The organism is Leclercia sp. UBA2479 (assembly GCF_002341985.1).
Classification (GTDB): Bacteria; Pseudomonadota; Gammaproteobacteria; order Enterobacterales; family Enterobacteriaceae; genus Enterobacter; species Enterobacter pneumoniae.
Map to the genome: position 1 here is coordinate 405,316 of NZ_DDPB01000009.1, position 23,857 is coordinate 429,172.

At 54.1% G+C, this 23,857-nt stretch carries 22 protein-coding genes; 1 reads left to right on the top strand and 21 read right to left on the bottom strand.

Annotated features, from left to right (window positions below):
• Positions 1-176: 176 nt before the first annotated feature.
• The 4 genes from asd to B3B59_RS11640 all read right to left on the bottom strand — a co-directional run bounded on the left by asd (position 177) and on the right by B3B59_RS11640 (position 5,602).
• On the bottom strand, positions 177-1,295 hold the full coding sequence (asd, locus tag B3B59_RS11625) for an aspartate-semialdehyde dehydrogenase (protein ID WP_286809045.1): 1,119 nt from the start codon (positions 1,293-1,295) through the stop codon (positions 177-179).
• A gap of 517 nt (positions 1,296-1,812) precedes the next feature.
• Positions 1,813-3,153 carry a glucarate dehydratase gene (gudD, locus tag B3B59_RS11630; protein WP_286809046.1) on the bottom strand — a complete coding sequence of 447 codons (1,341 nt, stop codon included), beginning with the start codon at positions 3,151-3,153 and terminating at the stop codon, positions 1,813-1,815.
• A gap of 105 nt (positions 3,154-3,258) precedes the next feature.
• Complete coding sequence (locus B3B59_RS11635) at positions 3,259-4,608, bottom strand: MFS transporter (RefSeq protein WP_046885298.1); 1,350 nt, start codon at positions 4,606-4,608, stop codon at positions 3,259-3,261.
• Positions 4,609-4,654: 46 nt separating this feature from the next.
• Entirely contained in the window at positions 4,655-5,602 is a 948-nt protein-coding gene (locus B3B59_RS11640) for a 2-hydroxyacid dehydrogenase (protein WP_046885297.1), read from the bottom strand.
• Positions 5,603-5,700: 98 nt separating this feature from the next.
• Between B3B59_RS11640 and B3B59_RS11645 the strand changes: the two genes are divergently transcribed.
• Positions 5,701-6,597 carry a LysR family transcriptional regulator gene (locus B3B59_RS11645; RefSeq protein ID WP_212475850.1) on the top strand — a complete coding sequence of 299 codons (897 nt, stop codon included), beginning with the start codon at positions 5,701-5,703 and terminating at the stop codon, positions 6,595-6,597.
• Between the two features lie 22 nt (positions 6,598-6,619).
• On the opposite strand, the gene ccmI is transcribed toward B3B59_RS11645, so the two are convergent.
• From ccmI to B3B59_RS11730, 17 genes are all read right to left on the bottom strand, one after another.
• Positions 6,620-7,474, bottom strand: a complete 855-nt coding sequence (ccmI, locus tag B3B59_RS11650) for a c-type cytochrome biogenesis protein CcmI (RefSeq protein WP_286809047.1) — start codon at positions 7,472-7,474, stop codon at positions 6,620-6,622.
• On the bottom strand, positions 7,471-7,929 hold the full coding sequence (locus B3B59_RS11655; RefSeq protein WP_286809048.1) for a cytochrome c-type biogenesis protein: 459 nt from the start codon (positions 7,927-7,929) through the stop codon (positions 7,471-7,473). The genes ccmI and B3B59_RS11655 overlap by 4 nt, the downstream gene beginning before the upstream one ends.
• Entirely contained in the window at positions 7,926-8,483 is a 558-nt protein-coding gene (locus tag B3B59_RS11660) for a DsbE family thiol:disulfide interchange protein (protein ID WP_263617076.1), read from the bottom strand. The genes B3B59_RS11655 and B3B59_RS11660 overlap by 4 nt, the downstream gene beginning before the upstream one ends.
• A complete protein-coding gene (locus B3B59_RS11665; protein WP_286809049.1) occupies positions 8,480-10,432 on the bottom strand; it encodes a heme lyase CcmF/NrfE family subunit in 1,953 nt (650 codons plus the stop codon). The genes B3B59_RS11660 and B3B59_RS11665 overlap by 4 nt, the downstream gene beginning before the upstream one ends.
• Positions 10,429-10,887 (bottom strand): cytochrome c maturation protein CcmE, encoded by a 459-nt coding sequence (gene ccmE / locus B3B59_RS11670; RefSeq protein WP_212475841.1) that lies wholly within the window; start codon positions 10,885-10,887, stop codon positions 10,429-10,431. Before ccmE ends, B3B59_RS11665 begins: the two co-directional genes overlap by 4 nt.
• Positions 10,871-11,098 carry a heme exporter protein CcmD gene (gene ccmD, locus B3B59_RS11675; protein WP_046885290.1) on the bottom strand — a complete coding sequence of 76 codons (228 nt, stop codon included), beginning with the start codon at positions 11,096-11,098 and terminating at the stop codon, positions 10,871-10,873. The genes ccmE and ccmD overlap by 17 nt, the downstream gene beginning before the upstream one ends.
• Complete coding sequence (locus B3B59_RS11680; protein WP_286809517.1) at positions 11,095-11,829, bottom strand: heme ABC transporter permease; 735 nt, start codon at positions 11,827-11,829, stop codon at positions 11,095-11,097. The genes ccmD and B3B59_RS11680 overlap by 4 nt, the downstream gene beginning before the upstream one ends.
• A gap of 46 nt (positions 11,830-11,875) precedes the next feature.
• Positions 11,876-12,529 carry a heme exporter protein CcmB gene (gene ccmB, locus B3B59_RS11685; RefSeq protein ID WP_286809050.1) on the bottom strand — a complete coding sequence of 218 codons (654 nt, stop codon included), beginning with the start codon at positions 12,527-12,529 and terminating at the stop codon, positions 11,876-11,878.
• Entirely contained in the window at positions 12,529-13,152 is a 624-nt protein-coding gene (ccmA, locus tag B3B59_RS11690) for a cytochrome c biogenesis heme-transporting ATPase CcmA (protein ID WP_046885287.1), read from the bottom strand. The genes ccmB and ccmA overlap by 1 nt, the downstream gene beginning before the upstream one ends.
• Positions 13,153-13,283: 131 nt before the next feature.
• Positions 13,284-14,546, bottom strand: a complete 1,263-nt coding sequence (locus tag B3B59_RS11695; RefSeq protein WP_286809518.1) for a c-type cytochrome — start codon at positions 14,544-14,546, stop codon at positions 13,284-13,286.
• A 12-nt stretch (positions 14,547-14,558) separates the two neighbouring features.
• A complete protein-coding gene (locus B3B59_RS11700; RefSeq protein WP_212475837.1) occupies positions 14,559-16,328 on the bottom strand; it encodes a GMC family oxidoreductase in 1,770 nt (589 codons plus the stop codon).
• Between the two features lie 36 nt (positions 16,329-16,364).
• Positions 16,365-17,090, bottom strand: coding sequence for a gluconate 2-dehydrogenase subunit 3 family protein (locus tag B3B59_RS11705; RefSeq protein WP_046885285.1), 726 nt, complete (start codon positions 17,088-17,090; stop codon positions 16,365-16,367).
• A 393-nt stretch (positions 17,091-17,483) separates the two neighbouring features.
• Positions 17,484-18,311, bottom strand: a complete 828-nt coding sequence (locus B3B59_RS11710; RefSeq protein ID WP_212475835.1) for a universal stress protein — start codon at positions 18,309-18,311, stop codon at positions 17,484-17,486.
• 18 nt (positions 18,312-18,329) lie between these two features.
• Complete coding sequence (locus tag B3B59_RS11715) at positions 18,330-19,808, bottom strand: SulP family inorganic anion transporter (protein ID WP_286809051.1); 1,479 nt, start codon at positions 19,806-19,808, stop codon at positions 18,330-18,332.
• 930 nt (positions 19,809-20,738) lie between these two features.
• Positions 20,739-21,725: an aldo/keto reductase gene (locus tag B3B59_RS11720; RefSeq protein ID WP_212475831.1), complete on the bottom strand. Its 987-nt coding sequence runs from the start codon at positions 21,723-21,725 to the stop codon at positions 20,739-20,741.
• A gap of 25 nt (positions 21,726-21,750) precedes the next feature.
• Positions 21,751-22,779, bottom strand: a complete 1,029-nt coding sequence (locus tag B3B59_RS11725) for an alpha/beta hydrolase (RefSeq protein ID WP_286809052.1) — start codon at positions 22,777-22,779, stop codon at positions 21,751-21,753.
• A 16-nt stretch (positions 22,780-22,795) separates the two neighbouring features.
• Positions 22,796-23,842: an NAD(P)-dependent alcohol dehydrogenase gene (locus tag B3B59_RS11730; RefSeq protein ID WP_212475829.1), complete on the bottom strand. Its 1,047-nt coding sequence runs from the start codon at positions 23,840-23,842 to the stop codon at positions 22,796-22,798.
• Between the last annotated feature and the right edge of the window lie 15 nt (positions 23,843-23,857).

Below are 23,857 nucleotides of genomic sequence, written 5' to 3' on the forward strand. Positions count from 1 at the left end.
CTTCAAAAGATGTTATCGGCAAGCCATCATGAAGCTGTCGGTTATCGCTTCTGGCAAAAGCGGAGGATGACGTAAGCCATCTATGCTCATCAAATTTTGCGGCGGAGCAGACTATAACGCGACGCCACATAACAATAGCACCTACCGGGTAGGTGCTTTGATCTTAATAAAATGAATCAAACTCTGCCGAGCAGAATATTTAACATGCGGCGCAAAGGTTCGGCCGCGCCCCACAAGAGCTGATCACCTACCGTTAAAACCGAATAAATCGGGTCATTGTTCAGCGACATTTTCTTGTAACGGCCAATGCCCACCTGGAGCGAACCGCTGATATAGGCAGGAGTCAATTTGCTGACACTCTCCTCCTTGTTATTAGGTACATAGTTAACCCAGGGATGAGCATGCGCCACTAAATCTGCAAATTCCGCTTCGCTGACTTCTCGCTTGAGCTTCAGGGTTATGGCAGCACTGTGGCAGCGGATCACGCCGACCCGTATACACAAACCGTTTACCGGGATCGTTCCGGGAGAAAGGCCAAGGATTTTGTTCGTTTCTGCCTCACCCTTCCACTCTTCACGGCTGTTGCCATCACCTAAATCGCTATCAATCCATGGAATGATGCTACCCATTAGAGGCGCGCCGAAGTTCTGAGTCGGCATTTCAGCGCTATTAATCAGTTCACTGACCTTATTAACTAACGGAAGTACTGAACCTGACGATGCCAGTTCATCGGCGGAAAAATGGCTGCTTATATAGGCGCATTGCGTGATTAATTCCCGTACATACTGAGCTCCGGCACCCGATGCGGACTGATAGGTCATCACGCTCATCCATTCAATGAGATCTGCCTTTATCAGCCCGGCGAGCCCCATCAGACTAAGCGTGATCGAACAATTGCCACCGACAAAGAGCTTGATACCTTCTTTGACGGCACGATCGATATGGGTGCGATTGACGGGATCGAGAATAATGCAGGCTCTTTCATCCATCCGCAGCGCTGAGGCCGCATCAATCCAGTAGCCCTCCCAACCATGAGCCATCAAGGCCTGATAAACCGCTTTAGTATAATCGCCGCCCTGACACGTTATGATGATGTCCATTTCCGCAAGCGCATCAATGGAGTACGCATCTTTAAGCGTATAGCTTATGCCGTCAATGACAGGTCCCGCAGCCCCCACGCTGGAGGTACTGTAAAAATGCGCAGAAATGTCCTTAAAATCATTTTCTTCCAGCATCCGCTGCAGCAAAACAGAACCGACCATTCCTCGCCAACCCACAATGCCAACTTGCTTCATATACTTAACCTCAACAACGTTATGAGAATGTTAATTATTTTCGAAGCTCGTTATATCTCATCCCTAAATAAAGGTCATTACGAAGTGCATGGGATTAGGTGATTATTAAAATGTTTCATAAGGCATCAGCTTTTTTTATTCCTCCCACAGATAAAATTCCTCATTAACTCTATGATATTTAAGGTAATTATTTTATGGCCGTCTTAAGAATAGATGCAATTAAAGGAGAGAATACGCATTACGAACATTAAAGAAGAGGCTCCCCTATGTCTGCTTCTGGCACGCAGCGGAGATCAGGGCATGTAGCCCAGGAATATGCCCAGGCTTTGAAAGCCTGAGAATTGATAGCGTTTCAACGGGTATGGAAATCATCGACACCCTGGCGAACGTAAACCCTGCCGGGGTGCCGAATCTTGCAGTAACAGGAAGACGTGTCTCATCGTCTGGTCGGTAATAAAAGAACCATGACCGGATCAATAAGTCAGATTCAGGGACGTGAATCGTGTCTGTTTGAAGATTAACGCACCATACACGGGCGTTTGTTATTAAACGTCCAGTCAGGGATCAGAAACTGCATACCCATAGCGTCATTCCGCGCGCCGAGACCGTGTTTTTGATAGAGCTCATTGGCTTTGATTATCTGATCCATATCCAGCTCAATCCCCAGGCCCGGGGCTGTGGGCACTTGTACCATGCCCCCTTTAATTTCAAACGGCTCTTTGGTCAGGCGCTGGTTGCCTTCCTGCCAGATCCAGTGTGTATCAATGGCCGTAATGTTTCCCGGTGCGGCGGCGGCCACGTGGGTGAACATGGCAAGCGAGATATCAAAGTGGTTGTTAGAGTGCGAGCCCCAGGTAAGACCGAAGTCATGACACATCTGCGCCACGCGCACCGAGCCCTGCATAGTCCAGAAGTGCGGATCCGCCAGCGGTATATCTACGGATTGCAGCGAAAGGGTATGGCCCATCTGACGCCAGTCGGTGGCGATCATATTGGTCGCGGTTTGCAGGCCGGTGGCACGTCGAAACTCCGCCATGACTTCACGCCCGGAATAGCCCTGCTCTGCGCCACACGGATCTTCCGCATAGGCCAGGGTGTCTTTCAGGTATTTACCAATGCTAATAGCTTCATCCAGTGACCATGCGCCGTTCGGATCCAGCGTCACGCGGGCCTGTGGGAAGCGTTTTGCCAACGCCACAATTGTCTCTGCTTCTTCTTCACCCGCAAGGACACCCCCTTTGAGCTTAAAATCGTTGAAGCCGTATTTTTCATACGCTGCTTCCGCCAGTCGTACGACCGTTTGTGGCGTCATGGCTTCATCGTGGCGTAACCTGTACCAATCGCAAGCATCGTCTGGCTGACTCTGATAAGGCAGCGGCGTACGCTTGCGATCGCCAACAAAGAAAAGATACCCCAGCATTTCCACTTCGTTGCGCTGCTGACCCTCACCTAACAGCGACGCGACGTTAACCCCCAGGTGTTGGCCTAACAAATCCAGCAATGCCGCCTCCATCGCCGTAACAACATGGATAGCGGTGCGCAGGTCAAAGGTCTGCAAACCACGGCCATCTGCATCAAGGCCAGAAAAATGACTGCGCGCGGCCTTCAGCACATTTTTATATTCACCTATGCTCTTGCCTATCACCAGCGTAGCCGCCTCTTCCAGGGTCTGACGGATCTTTTCGCCACCCGGAACTTCGCCCACGCCAGCATGACCTGAGTTATCTTTAATAATGACGATGTTCCGCGTGAAGAATGGCGCATGAGCGCCACTCAGGTTCATCAGCATACTGTCATAGCCCGCTACGGGGATGACTTTCATTTCGGTCACTACAGGCGTTGAATTAAAGATATTCATAATAATTTCCTTTCGGGTACAGACTAAACCGCGCTTAATATGCGATCGATATCAGCATTGAAATTATTCTGCGCTATTATCGGTAGCGCAGCGAGGGGCTAACAATTAAGACGTTGATACCTGAACGCGTTCAAATTGACGCGCCACAATTAGATAGCTGATCACCGCCAAAATACCGTGCGCAGCAACAAACCAGAGTGCGTTATTGAAAGATCCAGTTACTGCAACGACATAGCCGATAACAACAGGCGTTATAATACCGGCAATATTTCCGATACCGTTAAATACCCCGCCACACAAACCAATCATATTTTTGGGTGCGATATCAGATAATACGGCCCATCCAACGGCGGCAAAGCCTTTGCCGAAGAACGCCATTGCCATCAGAAAAATAACGGCACTATTAGCATCGACAAAATTGGCGAACACCAGCATTGTTGAAAGCATCATCCCGATAATAAATGGAATCTTACGCGCTCTGGAGGGATGGACGCCTCTGGCAATGAGCCTGTCGGAGAGAAAACCGCCCAGAATACCGCCACTGAAACCACAAATTGCCGGTAAAGCGGCCACCCATCCAGCCTCCATGATGGTCATGCCGCGACCCTGAATTAAATACACCGGGAACCATGTGATAAAGAAATAGGTCAAGGCGGTGATACAATATTGTCCAAGATAAACAGCCCATAAATTACGATGCATAAAGAGTTGCTTCGCTTCCTGCCAGGTCACCCCTTTTTTGCCTTTTCCACGCTCGGCATCCAAATCAATCAGGGCCCCGCCTGATTTCATAAACGCCTTCTCCTCGTCGCTCAGGCGCGGATCCTTATGCGGTTCCTGATAAAAGATGAACCAGTAGACTGCCAGGACGAAGCCAACGCCCCCCATCCACAGAAAAACGTGTTCCCATCCCCACGCATGCGTCAGCCAGGCCATAATAGGGGCGAATACAACCACAGCCATATATTGACCCGAGTTGAACAATGCAGAGGCGAGCCCACGTTCACTTGTTGGAAACCAGCTTGAAACGATACGTGAATTAGCCGGAAACGCAGGCGATTCTACCAATCCGAGCATGAATCTCATGATGAAAAGCGTCATGGCGGCGGCTGCCCCTGTCATTCCCATCCAGCCGACAGTGCCCTGTAGCGCCGTAAAAAGTGACCATAACACCAGACTTGTGCCATAAACCCGTTTAGCACCGAAGCGGTCCAGCAACCACCCTCCAGGAATCTGCCCCAGCGCATACGCCCATGCAAATGCTGAAAAAATCATCCCCAGCATGAGAGGATCCAACTGAAGCGCTTTTACCACTGACGTACCGGCAATCGACATCGTGGCACGATCGGCATAATTGATTACGGTGATAATAAAAATCAGCCCTAATACCCGGTACCGGTAACGCGGAACGCTGTACGTTACCGCCCCGGTGAGATCAGCGTCTTTACTTGTCATGATGGCTCTCTTTTATATAGATGTAGGGAAAGAGGTAGACATGAACTTAAACCTGATGCGGTGGTTGTTTACCGTTAAAGCAGGCAGCCAGGTTTTCCAGCACGATCTCGCCCATTGCAATACGGGTCTGTAAGGTGGCGCTGGCCCGATGTGGCTGCAAAGTGACATTTTTTAAAGCTAAAAAACCCTCAGGAACGTGAGGTTCGTGAGCGAAAACATCCAGTCCTGCGCCTGCGATACGCCCTTGCGTGAGAGCGGCAAGCAGTGCGTCTTCATCCACCAGCTTGCCGCGGGCAATATTGATGAAATAACCGTCCCGGCCTAAAGCATCCAGAACCGCATCGGTGATTATGAGTTGCCCGCCGTCTGCAGATGCGGCCAGTATAAGAACATCAGCGTCGCGCGCGAGCTGATTGATATCACTTATAAAACGGTACGCGAGGCCGGGGACAGGATTATTGCTGTTATAAAGGACCGTCATATTAAAGGCCTCAGCCCGGCGGGCAATCGCCTGCCCTACTCGCCCCATACCGACGATCCCCAGGGTTATGCCGGTGACTTTTCTGGCAAGAGGCAGGTTGGTCTGTGGCCAGAGACCGTTTCGGACGACCTGCTCCGCTTCTCCCATCTGACGCAGCGTGGAAATCAGTAAACCAAAGGCCATATCCGCTACGTCGTCCGTGAGTACGCCCGGCGTGGTCGTCACGCTGATGCCCCGCTGCGCAGCATAATTCAAGTCCACCGCATCCGTGCCAATGCCGCTAATGGCGACAATTTTAAGCTGCGGCAGCTTTTCCATCATGTTCCGGGACAATCCTTTAGCGCCACCGGTGATGACACCAGAAATGTACGGCCCGACCTGCTCCAGCAGTGATTCAGGGTCAGCGTCCAGGTATAAACGGTGAACAATATAATCCCGGGTGAGAACCCTGTCGGTTTCCTCAGGAACAGGCTGTGTCAGGAGAATATGAGGAGGGTCGATGTAGTCTGTCATGAAATATCTCTTTGTGAGGTGAATTAACATTGAGCATGAACAGACCAGTAATACCTGTATAATATAAATACGGCATACTTTAATTCAAAAATTAAATCATGGATCTTCACCAGCTTCGCTGCTTTGTAGTACTCGCGGAAGAATTGCATTTTGGGCGCGCTGCCAGGCGTCTTAACATGACGCAACCCCCTTTTAGCCGACAGATACAGCTGTTAGAAAAAAGCCTGGGAGGCGCGCTTTTTGAACGTGACAACCGTCACGTCAGACTGACATTTCTTGGCGAACAATTGCTGGGAAGAGCGAATCAGCTTTTGCAGCAGGCTGAGCAATTCACGTTTACTGCGCAGTCATGTTTGAATGGCGAAAGTGGGACCTTATCTATTGGATTTACAGCAGTTTTCTCGTGGGCATTTATCCCTGCATTGCTCAAGAATTTACATGCCGCGTTGCCTGGACTGAATATTCAGCTGCACGAGAATGTGTCTAACAAACAAATCATCGCGATTGAAAATGAGTCTATTGATGTGGGATTTGTGCGCAAAGTCCCACTAAATCCTTCACTTGACTACCTCCCATTAAAAAGTGAAGCACTGGTGGGCGCTTTCCATATCGATCATGAGCTGGCCAGAAAACGTAAAATTCAGCTCAGCGCTTTTGCCGGACAGCCCTTCTTTTTGTACAGCCCGGATGAGGCGCGTTATTTTTTTGACCGCATCACCGATCTTTTCGCGTTCCATAACATCGTGCCAGATTATAAGTATCAACTGGCGCAGACTCACACCATACTCGGACTGGTAAACGCAGGTTTAGGTTGTGCCATTGTTCCGGCGTCAGCCAGAACGCTGGGCTTTCCGAACGTGACTTATATGGCTCTGGATGACGTGGATATACAGGCACATAATTTTTTGGTGTATTCGCGTGTGAATACCAATCCAGTTCTGCCCGTTTTTTTACGACTGCTCACGCAATGGATTGGGGATGAAAGCCTTGGGTAAATCCTGCCCCGCTACCCCTTTGCTAGCGATCTGGACCACTTGCCATGTGCCTGTGTGCTTCATCTATGTTCAGCTGAATCGACTTGCGCAGAGGCGAGTCTGCGGGTAAGACGTTCAATACGCGCTGCCAGAGTTCAGCAGCATGTGAGTATCTTTCCTGCCGCCACGCGCTCAAAGCCTGTAATTCCAGCAACGCCGGGCTTGAAGGCTGTGATTTGAGCATATCCTCCGTAAGCAACTCTCCCTGGCGCACCTGCTCCCGATCACCCAGACGGATCAAGACGCTGGCATAGTCGAAGGCTATTTTTCTGTCCTCTGGCGAGAGTTGATAGGCGCGCTCAAATGCACCTTTCGCCGTTGCCGCATCGTTCAATACCATGCTTAGCCGTCCAAGCATCTGCCAGCCGGCAATAAAATCGGCGTGTTTCTGTAAATGCGCACGCAACCCCATGCTGAGCGTTGCCATTTCTGACAGGCTAAGAGGTTTTGCGTCAGCAGTTTCAGCCCGCTGGTACAGCGCCGGAAACTGGCGTTCAGCTTGCTCCAGCTGGCTGACCAGCTGGATACCGCTGGTCTTCATAAATATACCCGTGCTCAGAATCACCAGTCCCAACACGCCGGGCAGCAGCCATCCACGGCTTAGCGGACGCGAGGCATGGACGTTTTGCGACGGGATATCGGCCAGCAGGTTACGCTGAAGCTCCACCATCAGTTCGTCGCGACCGCTTGCCTCGCGCTCCAGTTCCTGCAACCGCGACTGGTAAAAGATTCTGTTGAGAGTATTACGATCTACTTCCCCGTTAGCCTGCCAGGGAAAACAGAAAACGACCAACGCCGCGACCAGTATCGCGACGGCCAGTACCCAAAAAAGCGTCATTGTTCCGATCCTTTTTCCAGTAATTCATTCAGCCGTGCACGTTCATCGTCGCTCAGCCTTTCGTCTCCCGCCTCCCGCCGCCGGACGCGCAGCACCAGAAATGCGATGCCAGCGAGGATAAACAGCCCTGGTACCAGCCAGAGCGGCAGAGTACTGGCAGTGACCGGTGGCCGATAGCTAACAAAATTGCCATAGCGGGAAACCATGTAAGCGGTAATTTGCGAGGGAGATTGCCCCTGCTGCAACAGTTCAAAGACTTTTTGCCGCATATCGGCGGCAATCATCGCGTCAGAATCTGCAATACTCGTGTTCTGGCATTTGGGGCAGCGCAGTCCTGAGGTGATATCGCGAAATTGCTGCTCCTGCGTCTCGTTTCGGAAATGCCACGCTTCTATTGCCGCCTGCGCGTGGCCTACCAGCAACAGGCACATCAGCGCCATTACCAGGCGCCTCATGATGTTGCCTCTTGCGAATATTTTTTCCACAAAGGCTGTAACTGCTCGCGCCAGACTTTTTCATTTAGCTCTCCGGCATGACGCCAGCGGATAATGCCGTGCCCGTCAATTAAAAATGTCTCCGGTGCGCCATAGACGCCAAGATCAAGGCCAAGCATGCCACTACCGTCGAAGAGGCTTAGGGCATAGGGGTTGCCGAGGCTGTCCAGCCAGTTCACCGCCTTCTGGCGATCGTCTTTATAGTTCATACCGACGATGCGTACACCTTGCTCCGCCAGCCCTTTGAGATACTGATGCTCGGCCCGGCAGGTCGGACACCAGGTGGCCCAGACATTTAGCAATAGCGGCTTACCGCTTATCAAAACAGAGCGGTCATAGATTTTTCCAGGATTTGTCAGCGACTCCAGGCGAAACGCAGGCGCTGGTTTACCCACCAGTGCCGACTCAAGCGCCGTGGGGTCTTCGCCATCGGCATTGCGCATCAACTGCCAGAAAAGCAGGGCAAACAGCATTAAAAAAAGAGCCAACGGGATAAAAAGTAACTTTCGTTTCATGAGGACTCCTGCAACTTCTTACGCATCCGGTAGCGCGGGTCGAGCATGCAGCATAACCCGCCGAGCGCCATCAGCACCCCGCCGTACCAGATCCAGCGAACAAAGGGTTTGTAGTAAAGGCGCAGCGCCCAGCTGCCGTCATCCATCTCTTCGCCCAGCGCGGCGTAGAGATCGCGTGTCAGCCCACCGTCGATCGCCGCTTCGGTCATCATTGTCCGGCTGGCGGGATAAAATCGCTTCTGAGCATGCAGCGTGGCTTCAGGCTTGCCGTCGCGCGTTACCCTGATGATCCCTTCGCCACCGCTCCAGTTTGGGCCAATGGCATCACGCACGCCTTCAAAGACAAAGTGGTAGTGATGAATATCGAGGCTGTCGCCCGTCTTCATTCTTACATCCCGCTCCAGGCTGAAGTTCTGGCTAAAGGCGATGCCGGTCACCGTCACCGCGACGCCAACGTGACCAAGCACCATCCCCCACTGGCTACGCGACAGTGAGCGCAGCCCGCGCCAGAAGCCATGCCGGTGGGTGGCTCGCTCATGGAGTTCGAGCAGAGCGAAGATAAATACCCAAATCGCCATCATCAGGCCGATAAAGGACATGGCCGTGATACTGTCCTGCAGCAGCCACGGCAGCAACGCAGACAACAAAAGCGTCAGCAGAAGCGAGAACATCAGGCGTTTGATCTGCCGCCCCGCATTATCCCGCCGCCAGCGAATCAGCGGCCCCAGCCCAAGCAGCAGCGCAAAAGGCGCCATCAGCAGAGTGAACATGGTGTTGAAAAAGGGTTCGCCCACGGAGATGCTGCCAAGCCCCAGCGCTTTATGCGCAAGCGGCAGCAGAGTCCCCAGCAGCACTACCAGCATGGCGGCGATCAGGAAAATATTATTGCCCAGTAAAAAGCTTTCCCGTGACCATAGACTCTGTTCCACACGGGCTTTAACCTGCCCGCCTTTGATCGCGTAAAGAATCAATGAACCGCCAATCGCCAGGGTCAACAGCAGAAGAATAAAGATCCCGCGGGAGGGATCGGAGGCAAATGAGTGCACCGAAACCAGAACGCCGGAACGAACCAGAAACGTTCCCAACAGGCTGAGGGAGAAGGCGACTATAGCCAACAGCACCGTCCATGAGCGGAAGCTGCCGCGTTTTTCCGTAACCGCCAGCGAGTGCATAAGCGCCGTTGCGGCAAGCCATGGCATAAAAGAGGCATTTTCAACCGGATCCCAGAACCACCAGCCGCCCCATCCCAGTTCGTAATAGGCCCATGCGGAACCCAGAACGATACCCAGGGTAAGGAACATCCACGCGGCCTGCGTCCAGGGGCGCGACCAGCGCGCCCACGCGGTATCCAGCCGTCCTGCCAGCAGGGAGGCAATGGCAAAGGCGTAGGCGACGGACAAACCCACGTAGCCCATATAGAGAATCGGCGGATGGAAAATCATGCCAATGTCCTGCAACAGGGGATTGAGATCGCGCCCATCAACAGGATAGTTCGGCAGCCCCAGGGCAAAGGGGTTAGAGGTAAAGAGCAGGAAAAGTAAGAAACCTGCGGCAATCATGCCCATAACGGCAAGCACCCGCGCCACGGCATCAAGAGGCATACGTCGGCTAAAGAGCGCCACCGCAAACATCCAGCCGCTTAACAACAGCACCCACAATAGTAACGATCCCTCGTGGCCGCCCCAGGTGGCAGCAACCCGGTACCAGACCGGCAGTGCGCTGTTGGAATTGTCTGCCACATAGCGCACGGTAAAATCGTTTCCGACAAAGGCACACACCAGCAGCAGAAACGCCCCCAGTACAGCGGCAAAGAGCGCCCAGGCCAGGGGTCTGGCAAGCGCCATCAGCCGCGCATCCTGCCTGACGGCGCCCCACATAGGATAGATACTCAGCAGCAAGGCCAGCCCCGCAGCCAGCGAAAGGAGGTAATTTCCCAGGAGCGGCATCATGGCTGTGCCTCCTTCTGCGCGGCGTGCATTGCGTTTTTCACTTCAGGGGGGGTGTAATTTTCATCATGCTTCGCCAGCACCTGCCGGGCGGTAATATGTCGGCTGTTATCAAGCACGCCCTGGGCGACCACGCCCTGCCCTTCGCGGAACAGATCCGGCAATATGCCTCTGTAACTCACCTCAATAACGCCGCGCGCGTCATAGAGTTTAAAGCGCACATCAAGGGTGTGCTTATCGCGGATCACGCTACCCGGCTGGACGTAGCCCCCGATACGCAGACGCTGCCCCACGTGCGGTTTCGCCAGGGACTCGGTTTTGCCGTAGATAATCTCTCCCGGCGTATAGAAGAGATCGATGTTAGAACTGAGGGCATAAAGCGTCAGGCTGATGGTTAGCCCAAGGCCGCCAAGCACCGCCAGCACAATATAGAGGCGAGTTTTACGACGCGTTTGCATCAGCACTCTCCTTTTTCAGACGGGCGGCGGCCATACGCAACTCGCGTGCCTGCTGACGCCGCACCTCCCTGAACAGTACCCGGCGCTGCCAGATTGTATGCAGCGTCAGCATGCCCAGCGCGGCCAGTGACACGGCGCAGGCAAGCCAAACATAAAAGGCGTAACCGCCCATCGCCAGGAATGCGGCAAATGAAGAGAACGCTGGCGTCATTGGGAAGCTCCTTTGATCAGCGCGACCACCCAGGGGCGTTTGCGTTCCTGACGCAGGATCAGATTACGCAGGCGCATCAGAGTCAGGGTAGCCGCCAGGCTCATAACACCGAAGATACAGATGCGCAGCGGCATTCGCATTGAGGGATCGATGGTCTGCTGCATATTGGTAGACCCCTGATGAAGGGTATTCCACCAATAGACTGAATAGTGAATGACGGGCAGATTAACGACCCCGACCAGAACCAGAATCGCCGTTGCACGCCCGGCGAGGCGGCGATCGTCAAAGGCGTGCCATAGCGCGATAATTCCGGCATAAAGGAACAGCAGCACCAATTCCGAGGTCAGCCTGGCATCCCAGATCCACCAGGTACCCCACATCGGTTTTCCCCATGCCGAGCCACTGATCAGCGCGATAAAGGTAAACACCGCACCCACCGGTGCCATAGCGCTAATCGCAAGTTCGGCCATTTTGAGTTGCCAGACAAGGCTGGCGAAAGCCGCCACCGCCATCGCGAAATAGAGACCCATCGACCACATTGCGGCCGGTACGTGCAGATACATAATCCGGTAGCTTTCGCCCTGCTGATAATCGGCTGGCGCATAGACGAAGCCCCAGACCAGCCCAACCGCCAGCAGTAGCGTGCTCAACGCCGCCAGCCAGGGAATAAGCTGGCCGCACAGTCCGTACAGACGCTCGGGTATCGCCAGCTGATGTAACCATTTCCACATAAACTTGCTCACACTCTTCTTACAGCAGCGCCAGAAGGCGCGGAAATTATTGAACCGTTAACCGCAGCGCGGCGGCCGTTGCGAATGGGCACAGGGTGGCGCTGGCCGTCAGGAAAGCCCCAAGAATCGCCATGTAACCGGAGACCGGTAGCCCCTGAGCGGCAGCCTGCACCGCCGCCGTGCCAAAAATAAGTACCGGCACCGCCAGCGGCAGCACCAGCAGGCTCAGCAATACCCCGCCACGCTTAAGGCCCACCGTCAGCCCGACGCCGATCGCCCCAAGAAAGCTCAGCGTCGGCGTGCCCAGCAGCAGGGTTAACGCCAGCACGACCGCATCATGAACGTTCATCCCCAGCAGCAGCGCGGCCAGCGGCGACACGATCATCAGCGGTAATCCGGTCATCAGCCAGTGGGCAATAATTTTAACCAGCACCACGGCAACCAGCGGCGTCGGCAGCAGTAGCATCTGCTCCAGCGAACCATCCAGCCAGTCGTCGCGGAACATCCGATCCATCACCAGCAAGGCCGCCAGCAGCGCTGCAACCCATACCACTCCCGGCGCGATCTGCGCCAGCATTTGCGGATCGGTGCCCACGCCAAACGGGAACAGCGTAATGACGATTAAAAAGAACCAAAGCGGATTGAGGATCCCAGCGCCGTTGCGCCAGGCCAGACGCAGCTCGCGTATCAGTAAGGGCATCACGGCACTACCTCCGCGTCACCTGCCAGCCGTATTACTCTTTGTGGACAGCGCAGCGTTCGCAGGGGCTGGTGTGTCGTCAGGATAACGCTCCCGCCCGTCAGGACATGCTCTTCAAGCCGGCGGGTTAATACCTCAATCGCCGAAGCATCAAGCGCGGTAAAAGGTTCATCGAGGATCCAGAGGCTGGCGGACGTGAGCCACAGGCGCGTCAGGGCGACCCGACGCTGTTGCCCGGCCGAAAGCTGTCCCAGGGGAATATCTTCATAGCCAGCCAGGCCGACTTCGGCCAGCGCCGCCGCACGCTCTTGCTGCGAGAGGCGAGGAAAAAAGAAGCCAAGATTTTCATCGGCGGTTAGCGCCTGCTTGATGCCCGGCTTGTGGCCGAGCCATAACAGCTGGCGATGATAGGCATCCCGCACCCGGGTTATGGGCTGACCGTCCCAGAAAACCCCTCCGCTTTCTGGCCGCGCGAGGCCGCAGAGGATACGCAGCAGCGTGGTTTTTCCCGCTCCATTCTCCCCGGCAATCTGAACGAATTCGCCCTTTTTCAGCCGGAGAGAAAATGCATGAAACAGCACTCTGTCATCAAAGCTAAAAGCGAGAGAATCTGCTTCGATCATAGTATTTTTGTATTCCTGAAAAGATCAAAACTGAAGCGCACACCCGATCGGAACAGACTGGAGTCATCTGCTGCGATCGGGGGTGATACACCACAAAAAAATGCTGATAGCTAAAGCTATCAGCAGGGTGTTTACTTATCGGTATGCAGCTTTTCACGCACCTCTGACACCTGTTTTTCGCTGACGGCGGAAGCATTGTTACTCCACCCTTGACGAATAAAGGTTGCCAGCTTAGCGACTTCGTCATCGCTGAGGCGGTTTGCAAAGCCAGGCATGGCCAGCTCTGAAGGCGCCTTCGCGGTTGACGGGAGCTGCGCGCCCGCAAGGATAGTGTGGATCAGCGCGCCAGGATCTTCAGCATTAACAATGGTAGCCTGATCCAGCTCGGGGAAAGCCCCCGGCGCGCCCTTACCGCTGACAAAGTGGCAGGCGCCGCAGTTGTCGATATAGAGGCGCTCCCCTTCGGTCAGATTGCGTCCCGCAGTCAGCTTCGCCTCGGTTTTCTGCCGGGCTTGCTCATCGCCTTTCTCCAGCCCCGGGTTTCCGCCGAGGAACTTAAGATAGGCCGCCACCGCCTGCAAATCGTCACGGGTCATATGGGAAGTACTGTGCTCGATAACGGCAGTCATCTCGCCACCCACCGCGGCTTTGTCGTTACGCCCGGTCTCGAGGTAGTCGACAATTTCCTCGTTGCTCCAGCGCGGCAGTCCGCGCAGGGAAGGCACTTCCCAACCGTTCAGATTTCCGCCCGCCAGGAACTTCGCTTCGCTGCTGTCGAGGGCTTTTTCCTGCATGCCAATGCCGCGCGGGGTATGGCAGCTGCCGCAATGTCCCAGACTCTCCACAATATAGGCCCCGCGGTTAACCTGTTCAGAGGCGCCGCCAATGGGCTGGAAGGGTTTGTCCGACGTAAAGAACAGATTCCAGAAACGCATTCCCCAGCGCTGGTTAAACGGAAAAGAGAGATCCGTTTCCGCAGGTTGTTCGCTGCTGGCCTTAACGCCCTGCATAAAATAGGCATAAAGGGCGTGAATATCCTCGTCGGTGATTTTTGCATAATCCGGATATGGCATCGCCGGGTACAGACGGGTGCCATCAGGCAAAACGCCTTTACGCACCGCGTTGGCAAACTGTTCCTCGGTATAATTACCGATACCGTGCTCTTTATCCGGGGTGATATTGGTTGAATAAATCGTGCCTAAATCAGACTCGATTGCCAGCCCGCCGGCGTAGTCCGGCTTACCTTTCACGGTATGGCAGGCCATGCAGTCGCCGAGACGCGCCAGATATTCCCCTTTTTTGATCAGCGAAACATCGTCCTGGGCCTGCGCCTGGAAGGAGAGCGCGCTGAACGCCAGTGCAGCATTAAGGAAGAAAACGCGTTTTTTGTTCAAGAGCTTCATGACTTATACCTGTACCAATGGGCCTGGGTTTTTCAGATACTGTTCTTTAATCGCCTGAGCGGACATCAGCGTAATTGCGCCAATGGTATCCGTCGGGTTAGCCTGGAAGTTCTGCGGGAAGGCATTTCCTCCGGGCACGAACACGTTATGCACGTCCCAGCTCTGCAGATATTTATTCAGGGCAGAGGTTTTAGGATCGTCCCCCATTACGGCACCGCCCACGTTATGGGTAGAGACATATTTGGTCAGATCGAAATTGGCATCCATCGGCAGGAAGCTCATGCTGGAGCTGTCCGGTTTCAGTTCGTTAACCAGATCGCCAACGATGCCTTTAAGGTACTGCTGAAGCTTCAGCTCATTCTGTTTCCAGTTAAAGGTGAGGCGCAGCAGTGGTTGCCCGTGTTCATTGGTATAGGTGGGATCGAGATCCAGATAGACATCGCGATAGGACATACAGGTTGTGGTAATGCTGACCTTCATGGAGTGTCCATACCACTCTTCAAGCCCCTCTTTCCAGCCTGTGCCCCAGCTCGGCGTGCCTTTCGGCAACGCGGTACCAATTGGTGTGCCGGTTGCCTGCGAACTGTGAATTTTCGCTCCGCCAAGGATACCGAGCCCCGGACCGTCGAAGTTACCCGGAGAGATGTCATTAAACATCTGGCCTGTCGGGCCTGCGGCCACAAACGGGTTAAAGTGCTTATCCTTAAAGAACAGCGTGGCACCGCCGTTTGACAGGAAGGCGTAGTTACGGCCAACCACCCCCTCTTCGGTGATCGGGTTATAAGGTTTACCGATACCGGAGAGCAGCATCAGGTGTACGTTGTAGAGCTGGAAGCTGCTCAGCACCACAATTTTTGCAGGCTGGAAGCATTCGTTGCCCTGCTCATCAATATAAATGACCCCTTTCGCCGTCTTTTTATCGTCGTGCAGCACCACTTTGAGGACATTGGCATTCACTTCATAGGAGAAGTTTTCCATGCGCTTGAGCGCGTCCATCACGGCGGTTTGCGGTGACGCTTTTGAGTAGTTCAGGCAGGGATACTTACTGCAGTAGCCGCAGTAGTTGCACGGCGCAATTTGGTTACCGTAGGGGTTCTTCCAGGCGCGGGAGACCGCTGCAGAGGGGTTCGGGAAGGGATGATAGCCAAGCTTTTTAGCCGCTTCTGCAAACATCACGTTATTAAGCGTGTCTTCCAGTGCTGGCAGAGGGTAAGGCGCGGAGCGCGGACCTTCAAACGGGTCGCCCCCTTCAAGGATCTGGCCACGCAGGTTACCGGTGTTGCCGGACTGACCGCAAATGCGCTCAAACTTGTCGAAATAAGGCTCTATTTCGTCCCAGCTGAAGGGGAAGTCCATGACCCGCATATCATTCTGAAGCACGCCAGGCGGATAGGCTTGATCGGCGTAGGTTTTCAGCTTGATATCAGTAGGTGTAGGGCGAATCAGTACTCCCGTCCAGTGCAGACCAGAACCTCCCACGCCGCCGCCCGGGACGAATGCACCCCATTTTCGCGTCGGCAGCGCGGTATCATTCATGGTGTAACGGACGGTGACCGCCGACTCCGCAGGGGTGGTCATTACACGGTTACGCACCGCGTAGGCATATTCATCTGCAGGCTTTGGGTAGGCGAACTCGTCATAGCTACGATCGGGCCCCTTCTCAAGCGCTCTGACGGTCAGACCCGCCATCGCCAGTTCAATACTCATCAACGAACCGGCCCAGCCGAGGCCGCAGACGACGACGTCAACTTCTTTTTTTGTGATTTGTGCCATGATAACTCTGTCTCAGATACGTTTGATTTTTGCCCTTCAGGCGCGTTCGCCTTTGATGCTCACGGGACCGAGAGGATAAGGAATGTTGTGCTGTTTAACCCACTCCAGATAGCTGGCGCGGGCCCCGGGGAAGCCGATGGCTATCCAGGCCTTCATTCCTTTGTTCCCGCCATACATAGGGTCGGCGAGGTAACCGTGTTTGGTATCGGAGAGCAGCTGGCTGAAGAAGTGGGAGGCGTGCATATTGCTTTCGCCAAGGCCAGCAAAATCAACCTCATTCTTTTGCAGTTTCGTCAGGACGTCGTCTTTTTGTTCCGTCGTTAACGCATGGAAGGGTTTATTGAAATGTTGCTGACACCACTGCTCGGTCAGCTCAATGCCGCGATGGTAGATATTCTGCGGATAGAACGGAATCTGATACCCCATAGACGCCGGGGCATTCGGGCTGAAGGGACCCTGCATATAAATTTCTCGACCAAAATCGCCGTGCAACTGCTGATCGATAAAAATAGGAACATTGGTCTCAAGCGCGCCTGGCGCTTTGCCTGCTCCACCCGCTGGAATTAGCCGGTCTGTCGCAGCAAGAATAAATTGCCATTCATTTGCTGAAAAAAAGATGGGGTTATAGTCTGATAGTTCAGGAGCTGCCATTTCAGCCGCCTGTGCTGCCGTAAGACCTTTTGCAATTAGTGTCGTAACTGGTAGTGCTACCAGAGCGCCTAATAAAAACTTACGCCTGGTTGTTGGTTTATTAAACACAATCTCTCAAACCCTTAAGCCAAATAAAACAATAGAACTCACATTGTAATTTACAAAACTATCACAAACACAATATTAAATTTACACAGGATGTGCTTTTTCTTTACAAAGAAAAGTCCGCAATGGGAAAGATTATGTCTAAAAACAACCAGTTAATTATATCCATGGTGTTTTGTTACAAGAAATGAATTTTTAAGTAAGCGACTATTGCAACAACGGGCAATCAAAATAAGTTAAACATATGTGAAATTTAATTTTGTTTATTATCTTCTCTGAGAGAAATGAAATTCAATTACAGGGGGTGGTTCAGCGCAAAATGCCGGTGGAAACCCAAGGTCCGCTTTGAGCGAAAAGCGGACGTTCGGATAACGGGCCTGAAAGTCAGGCCCGTGCGCTTCATCGCAGCATCAGCAGAGCCTGACGACTTTCTGACAGCATCTCTGTGGTGTGGCTGCCGATAAAGAACCGGCGCAGCTGTGAATGGCCATAAGCCCCCATCACCGTCAGGTCGATGCCATTCTCATCGGCATACCGGCATAACGCGCCGGTGACAGATTTATCCTTCAGTAGCTGGGCTGCCGTGACGATCCCAGCATCCTGCAGGATCGCTTGCGCATCCTGCAGCGTCGACGCTTCGCCGTTAACCATGACCAGATGACAGGTCAGGCCGCTCAGCAGCGGGCTAACGGTCAGGCGCATCAGGTTTTCCCGGCTCGCCTCACTGCCGTCATACGCAAACATGACCCGTGACGGCGTCGAAAAGGTTTCCGGCACGACCAGCACCGGCCGCTTCTGCAACCGGATGACGCTTTCCAGGTGACTGCCAACCGGATTCCGGGAGCCTCTGCGGCCCAGCACCATCAGGCGGATATCGCCCAGCTCTGCCAGAATCTCATCCAGCGCGCCGTGCTTTTGCATCAGCCGGGCCTCCGGCTGTCCGGCCTGCTTCAGCAGCGCCGCACAATCAGTCAGCAAGGCCTTTCCCTGTGCCATCAGCAGGCGACTGCGCTCGCCTTCGAGGCGGACTAGCTCTTCAGTCAGCTGCTCCCGGCTGTCGATGCCAATGGTGCCGGTCAGGTCGGACACGGCGGGAGGATCATTTTTTTCCAGCACGTGCATCAGGGCAAGCGGCACGTCCAGCTTACCGGCCGCCCAAGCCGCATACTCACAGACCGGGCGGGTTGACGGCGAGCCGTCCACGCAGGCAATAACGGTGTTATTCATGTTGAATTCTCCTGTGAATTAATGGCCGCCCATCAGCTTCTCAACTTCTTCGGGTTTGTCATGCACGCCAAAGCGGTCAACGAGGGTCCGGGTTGCGTCGTTCATACCCCTGATTTCCACCTCCGTGCCCTCGCGGCGGAACTTGATCACGATGCGGTCCAGCGCGCTGACCGACGTAATGTCCCAGAAGTGGGCGTGCGTCACGTCGATCACCACGCGATCCAGCGCCTCGCGGAAGTCGAAGTGGCTGGTAAACCGGTCAGACGAGGCAAAGAAGACCTGGCCGGTCACGGTGTAAGTACGAGTATCGCCCTTCAGCTCAGAGGAAACTGCCATGAAGCGGGCGACCTTGGTGGCGAAGTTCAGCGAGGCAATCAGCACGCCGGTCAGCACGCCAAATGCCAGGTTATGCGTGGCCACCACCACCACCACGGTTGCCAGCATCACCACACTGGTTGACAGAGGATGGGATCGCAGGTTGCTGATGGAGCGCCAGGAGAAGGTACCTATGGAGACCATAATCATCACCGCAACCAGCGCCGCCATCGGTATCTGCGAAACCCACTGGCGCAGGAAGATAATGAGACAGAGCAGCACCACGCCGGCGGTCAGCGTGGAAAGACGCCCGCGTCCGCCGGACTTCACGTTAATCACCGACTGGCCAATCATGGCGCAACCCGCCATGCCGCCGATGAACGAGGTGCAGATATTGGCAATACCCTGCGCCTTACACTCGCGGTTCTTGTCGCTCGGCGTGTCGGTCATGTCGTCCACGATGGTAGCGGTCATCATCGACTCCAGCAGCCCCACCACGGCAAGCCCGGCGGAATACGGCAAAATAATCAGCAGCGTGTCGAGGTTAAGCGGGATGTCAGGAATGAGGAATACCGGTAGGCTGTCCGGCAATTTGCCCATATCGCCCACGGTGCGCACGTCAAGGTGCAGCCAAATGGAAATGGCGGTCAGCACGATGATGCAGACCAGGGGTGAGGGGATGGTTTTATTCAGGTACGGGAAGAGATATATGATACCAAGGCCGGCAGCGGTAAGAGCATATACGTGCCAGGTGACGTTGGTGAGTTCCGGCAGCTGCGCCATGAATATCAGTATCGCCAGCGCATTCACGAAGCCGGTTACCACCGAGCGTGACACATAGCGCATCAGGCTGCCGAGCTTCAGGTAGCCAGCAATCAGCTGGAACACGCCGGTCAGTACGGAGGCGGCGAGTAAATACTGCAACCCGTGGTCTTTCACCAGCGTGACCATCAGCAGCGCCATCGCACCGGTGGAGGAGGAAATCATCGCCGTGCGGCCACCAAAGAAGGCTATAACGATGGGGATACAGAAAGCGGAATAGAGACCGACCTGCGGATCTACGCCAGCGATGATGGAAAAAGCGATCGCTTCAGGAATAAGCGCGAGCGCGACCACAATACCGGCGAGGACGTCACCACGGACGTTACCCAGCCAGTCCTTACGCGTCGAGGACAGCAACATAGTAGTTTCTCAGTTTTTGAATGCAGTCAGCCCGTGAGGGCAAAATTTATGTACGAAAAAGCACATCCGCAGATGGGATGTTTTTGAGTGCGCGACTGAGGTTACTCAGTGCGACAGAGAGGGGTACGACTCAGGGTGGCGTAATACGCATGATAATTTTTTTAACTCCTTTACAGGTATTTATGCACCTTAAGGAACCAGAAAGACCGGCTGTACAGGCTTTCAGCGCTGGTCACGAATGCCCGCCGGGCAGATCACAGTCAGAGCTGTCCCAGCAAAAAGCCTTTTTACTGTACACGAAGCGTAAATGGGGTCAATGCGCGGAGGATGAAAAATGCCCGCAAAGCACGCTGTCATCGGTTTAAATCGGCTCCGTTTCGCTTCCTTTTACCGGATGTTGCCGGTCATTTTCAACAGGGTTGATAGAATGCATACGGGACTTGAAGTTTAGTTCTGTTCAGATGTCCGCTTTTGGCACAAAGCGGACTTTACTTACCAGACACGATGCCTGATGCCAGGCTGGACGTTGAGGGTGAAAATGATAAGTATCGCTTCGTCGCTGATCCGCCGTTAGGATCACTTATCCACTCAGGGCAATAATCAGCGCCCTTACCTTCCTGAAAGACAATAATCTCCAAATCGCAATAATCAACCTGAATTTGTGATTATGCAGCAGCAATCCTTCTTCTCCTCTCAGGAGATCCGAAAAAGCTAAACTCGGATCTGGACTTATTAATCGTATGGAAGGGCGAACGAGATACGGCAGGAAGGAATTAAAAGCAAAAGGCAGGTGGAAATGGAAGGTCCGCTTTGAACGAAAAGAGGACATCTAAGAATTGATGAAAAGTACATCATCTTCAGGTAATAAACTTCGCCGAAATAATGTAATTACCGACCCGAAGGCCGGTAATTGTTAACACTGATAACCGTTTACCACGCGTAAGCTTCAGGTGCCTCTCCGCCTGGTCCCGGCCAGATGGTATCAAGCCTTTTTAGCGTATCGTCTGAAAGAGAAAGCGTCAGGGCATTGAGATTCTGACGGAGCTGTTCAACTGTACGCGGACCACTGAGCACGGCGCTAACCACAGGGTTCTGCAGCAGCCATGCCAGCGCGACGTCTGATGGCGTTTCCCCCAGCTCATCACACAGTGTTTCCCAGGCCTCCAGTTGCGGCCGCAGGCGGTTGATTTGTGCCTGCAGCTGCGGTGTTGCCCGGCGGCCACCGGCAATTTTTTTCAGAACGCCACCCAGCATCCCCATCCCGACCGGGCTCCATGGGATCAGGCCAATGCCGTAATGACGCAGCGCCGGAATGACCTCCAGCTCAACCGTACGCTGGGTCAGATTGTACAGGCTCTGTTCCGATGCCAGCCCCAGCAGGTTGCGCGCGTCAGCCTTGCACTGTGCAGTGGCAATATCCCAGCCGGCAAAGTTACTGCTGCCCACGTAGCTGATTTTACCCTCACGGATCAGCTGTTCCATGGCCTGCCATATCTCCTCCCAGGGCGTGTTCCGGTCGATATGGTGCATCTGATAGAGATCGATATGGTCCGTTTTCAGTCTTTTCAGGCTGGCCTCACAGGCCCGGCGGATATGGTAGGCAGACAGGTATTTATCGTTCGGCCCCGTGTCCATCGGCTGGTAAACTTTCGTGGCCAGCACTATCCGGTCACGCTGACCACTGCGCGCTAACCAGTTACCGATGATTTCTTCGGATGTTCCGTAACCCTTTGCCATATCCGGTGACTGCGGCCCGCCATAGACGTCAGCGGTATCGAAAAAGTTGATACCTGCATCCACGGCTTCATCCATGATCCTGAAGCTGGCCGACTCATCCGTCAGCTCACCGAAATTCATGGTACCGAGACCGATGCGGCTCACCCGCAGTCCGGTACGACCAAGATGTTTGTAGTTCATGTCAGATGCTCCTTAACTGAACACGTTATTTCAGATTTTTACGGAAAAAGTCTGTCAGCTTGTCAAAAGGGATTAAGTCGGTACGGTCATACAGATCGACATGCCCTGCGCCCGGTACGATGTACAGTTCTTTAGGCTGACCGGCGCGTTTGAAAGCATCCTCGCTGAACTCTTTTGAGTGTGCCTGATCGCCGGTAATAAACAGCATCGGGTGCGGAGAGATGGTTTCAATATCGTTGAACGGATAGAAGTTCATAAACTTGCCAATACTGCTCAGCATCGGTTTCGTCGTCAGTTCTTCTTTCTGACCCTGCGGGGTGTAGCCGCCGCGTTCTGTGCGGTAGAAATCAAAGAACTCACGTTGAATATCCGGTGTGGAGTCATCCAGTTTGTTCACGGTGCCAGGGATATAAGCCGTCTCGCCGCCCTTAAACTCGGCTAACCGTTGCTCAGTGGCTGACTGGATAAAGGCCTTACGTTGTTCTCCCGTCTGGGAATGATTAAGGCCATTACGGAACGCGCTCCCCATGTCATACATGCTGACCGTGGCAATGGCTTTCATACGCGGGTCAATCTTGGCGGCACTGATAACAAAACTTCCGCTGCCGCAGATACCCAGCACACCGACGTTATCCGGATCGACAAACGGCTGTGTGCTCAGATAATCAACCGCAGCGCTGAAATCATCTGTGTAAATTTCCGGTGAAATCAGGTGCCCCGGTTTGCCCTCGCTTTCTCCCCAGAAAGAGAGATCGATAGCCAGCGTGACAAAACCCTGCTCCGCCAGCTTCTGCGCATAAAGATTTGAACTCTGTTCCTTAACGGCTCCCATCGGATGACCCACGACGATCGCCGGGTGTCGGGTGTTCTGGCCCATCGTTTTCGGGATAAACAGGTTGCCGACCACGGCCATCTGATACTCGTTTTTAAAGGTGACTTTTTGCTGCGTCACCTTATCGCTTTTATAAAAATTATCGGCCCCACGGGACATATCCGCCGCTGAGGAAGCAAATGCACTGATCAACAGCCCCAGCGCTAACGTAAATTTTTTCATGATGGTCTCCTTATTATTAAGCCAGGGTGGCGTTATCAACGACAAACCGGTAATGCACATCACCCCTGAGCATGCGCTCATAGGCGTCGTTAATCTGATCGGCTCGAATAAGCTCAATGTCGGCGACAATGCCGTGTTGAGCGCAGAAATCGAGCATCTCCTGCGTTTCAGGAATGCCGCCAATCATCGACCCGGCAATCGACCTGCGCTTCATAATGAGGCTGAACACTTCTGGCGCGTCATGCGGCGTGGCCGGCGCACCCACCAGGGTCATCGTGCCGTCGCGTTTCAGCAGCGCGGTGAACACGTCGAGGTTATGCGGTGCAGCAACGGTGTTGAGAATGAAATCGAAGCTCTTTGCATGGGCTTCCATTTCGCTGGCATGACGGGAGACCACAACTTCATCTGCACCAAGCGCTTTTGCGGCGTCTCGTTTGGACTCAGACGTGGTAAAGGCTACAACATGCGCGCCCATGGCATGCGCCAGCTTGATCCCCATATGCCCCAGCCCGCCGATACCGACCACCCCGACCTTTTTGCCGGGACCCGCCTGCCAGTGACGTAGCGGGGAGTACGTTGTGATCCCCGCGCACAGCAGCGGTGCCACGGCGGCCAGCTGCGCTTCCGGGTGAGTAACGCGCAGGACGTAGCGTTCATGCACCACAATCTGCTGCGAATATCCGCCCAGCGTGTGGCCCGGTGCATCCGGCGTCGGGAAATTGTATGTCCCCATCATATGGTCGCAGTAGTTCTCCAGCCCGTCGTCACAGTCACCGCAGTGCCTGCAGCTGTCAACAATGCAGCCGACCCCCACCAGATCCCCGGCACGAAAACCGGAGACGTGATCGCCAACGGCCACTACACGACCGACAATTTCATGTCCCGGAACGCAGGGATAGAGCGTTCCGGCCCATTCAGCGCGTACCTGGTGGATATCCGAATGACAGACACCGCAGTACGCGATATCAATCTGCACATCATGGGCACCGGGGGCGCGACGGGTGATATCCATCGGCTCCAGCGGCAGTGTGCCCGCATGGGCACCGTAAGCTTTAACTGTCATGGCATTACTCCTGGG

Coding starts and splice junctions, on each gene's coding strand:
- gudD (WP_286809046.1), bottom strand. CDS start 3,153: ATGAATATCTTTAATTCAACGCCTGTAGTGACCGAAATGAAAGTCATC.
- B3B59_RS11725 (WP_286809052.1), bottom strand. CDS start 22,779: ATGAAAAAATTTACGTTAGCGCTGGGGCTGTTGATCAGTGCATTTGCT.
- B3B59_RS11635 (WP_046885298.1), bottom strand. CDS start 4,608: ATGACAAGTAAAGACGCTGATCTCACCGGGGCGGTAACGTACAGCGTT.
- B3B59_RS11720 (WP_212475831.1), bottom strand. CDS start 21,725: ATGAACTACAAACATCTTGGTCGTACCGGACTGCGGGTGAGCCGCATC.
- B3B59_RS11680 (WP_286809517.1), bottom strand. CDS start 11,829: ATGTGGAAATGGTTACATCAGCTGGCGATACCCGAGCGTCTGTACGGA.
- ccmI (WP_286809047.1), bottom strand. CDS start 7,474: ATGACGCTTTTTTGGGTACTGGCCGTCGCGATACTGGTCGCGGCGTTG.
- B3B59_RS11660 (WP_263617076.1), bottom strand. CDS start 8,483: ATGAAACGAAAGTTACTTTTTATCCCGTTGGCTCTTTTTTTAATGCTG.
- B3B59_RS11645 (WP_212475850.1), top strand. CDS start 5,701: ATGGATCTTCACCAGCTTCGCTGCTTTGTAGTACTCGCGGAAGAATTG.
- B3B59_RS11640 (WP_046885297.1), bottom strand. CDS start 5,602: ATGACAGACTACATCGACCCTCCTCATATTCTCCTGACACAGCCTGTT.
- ccmE (WP_212475841.1), bottom strand. CDS start 10,887: ATGCAAACGCGTCGTAAAACTCGCCTCTATATTGTGCTGGCGGTGCTT.
- B3B59_RS11715 (WP_286809051.1), bottom strand. CDS start 19,808: ATGTTGCTGTCCTCGACGCGTAAGGACTGGCTGGGTAACGTCCGTGGT.
- B3B59_RS11655 (WP_286809048.1), bottom strand. CDS start 7,929: ATGAGGCGCCTGGTAATGGCGCTGATGTGCCTGTTGCTGGTAGGCCAC.
- B3B59_RS11730 (WP_212475829.1), bottom strand. CDS start 23,842: ATGACAGTTAAAGCTTACGGTGCCCATGCGGGCACACTGCCGCTGGAG.
- asd (WP_286809045.1), bottom strand. CDS start 1,295: ATGAAGCAAGTTGGCATTGTGGGTTGGCGAGGAATGGTCGGTTCTGTT.
- B3B59_RS11710 (WP_212475835.1), bottom strand. CDS start 18,311: ATGAATAACACCGTTATTGCCTGCGTGGACGGCTCGCCGTCAACCCGC.
- B3B59_RS11700 (WP_212475837.1), bottom strand. CDS start 16,328: ATGGCACAAATCACAAAAAAAGAAGTTGACGTCGTCGTCTGCGGCCTC.
- ccmA (WP_046885287.1), bottom strand. CDS start 13,152: ATGATCGAAGCAGATTCTCTCGCTTTTAGCTTTGATGACAGAGTGCTG.
- B3B59_RS11665 (WP_286809049.1), bottom strand. CDS start 10,432: ATGATGCCGCTCCTGGGAAATTACCTCCTTTCGCTGGCTGCGGGGCTG.
- ccmD (WP_046885290.1), bottom strand. CDS start 11,098: ATGACGCCAGCGTTCTCTTCATTTGCCGCATTCCTGGCGATGGGCGGT.
- ccmB (WP_286809050.1), bottom strand. CDS start 12,529: ATGCCCTTACTGATACGCGAGCTGCGTCTGGCCTGGCGCAACGGCGCT.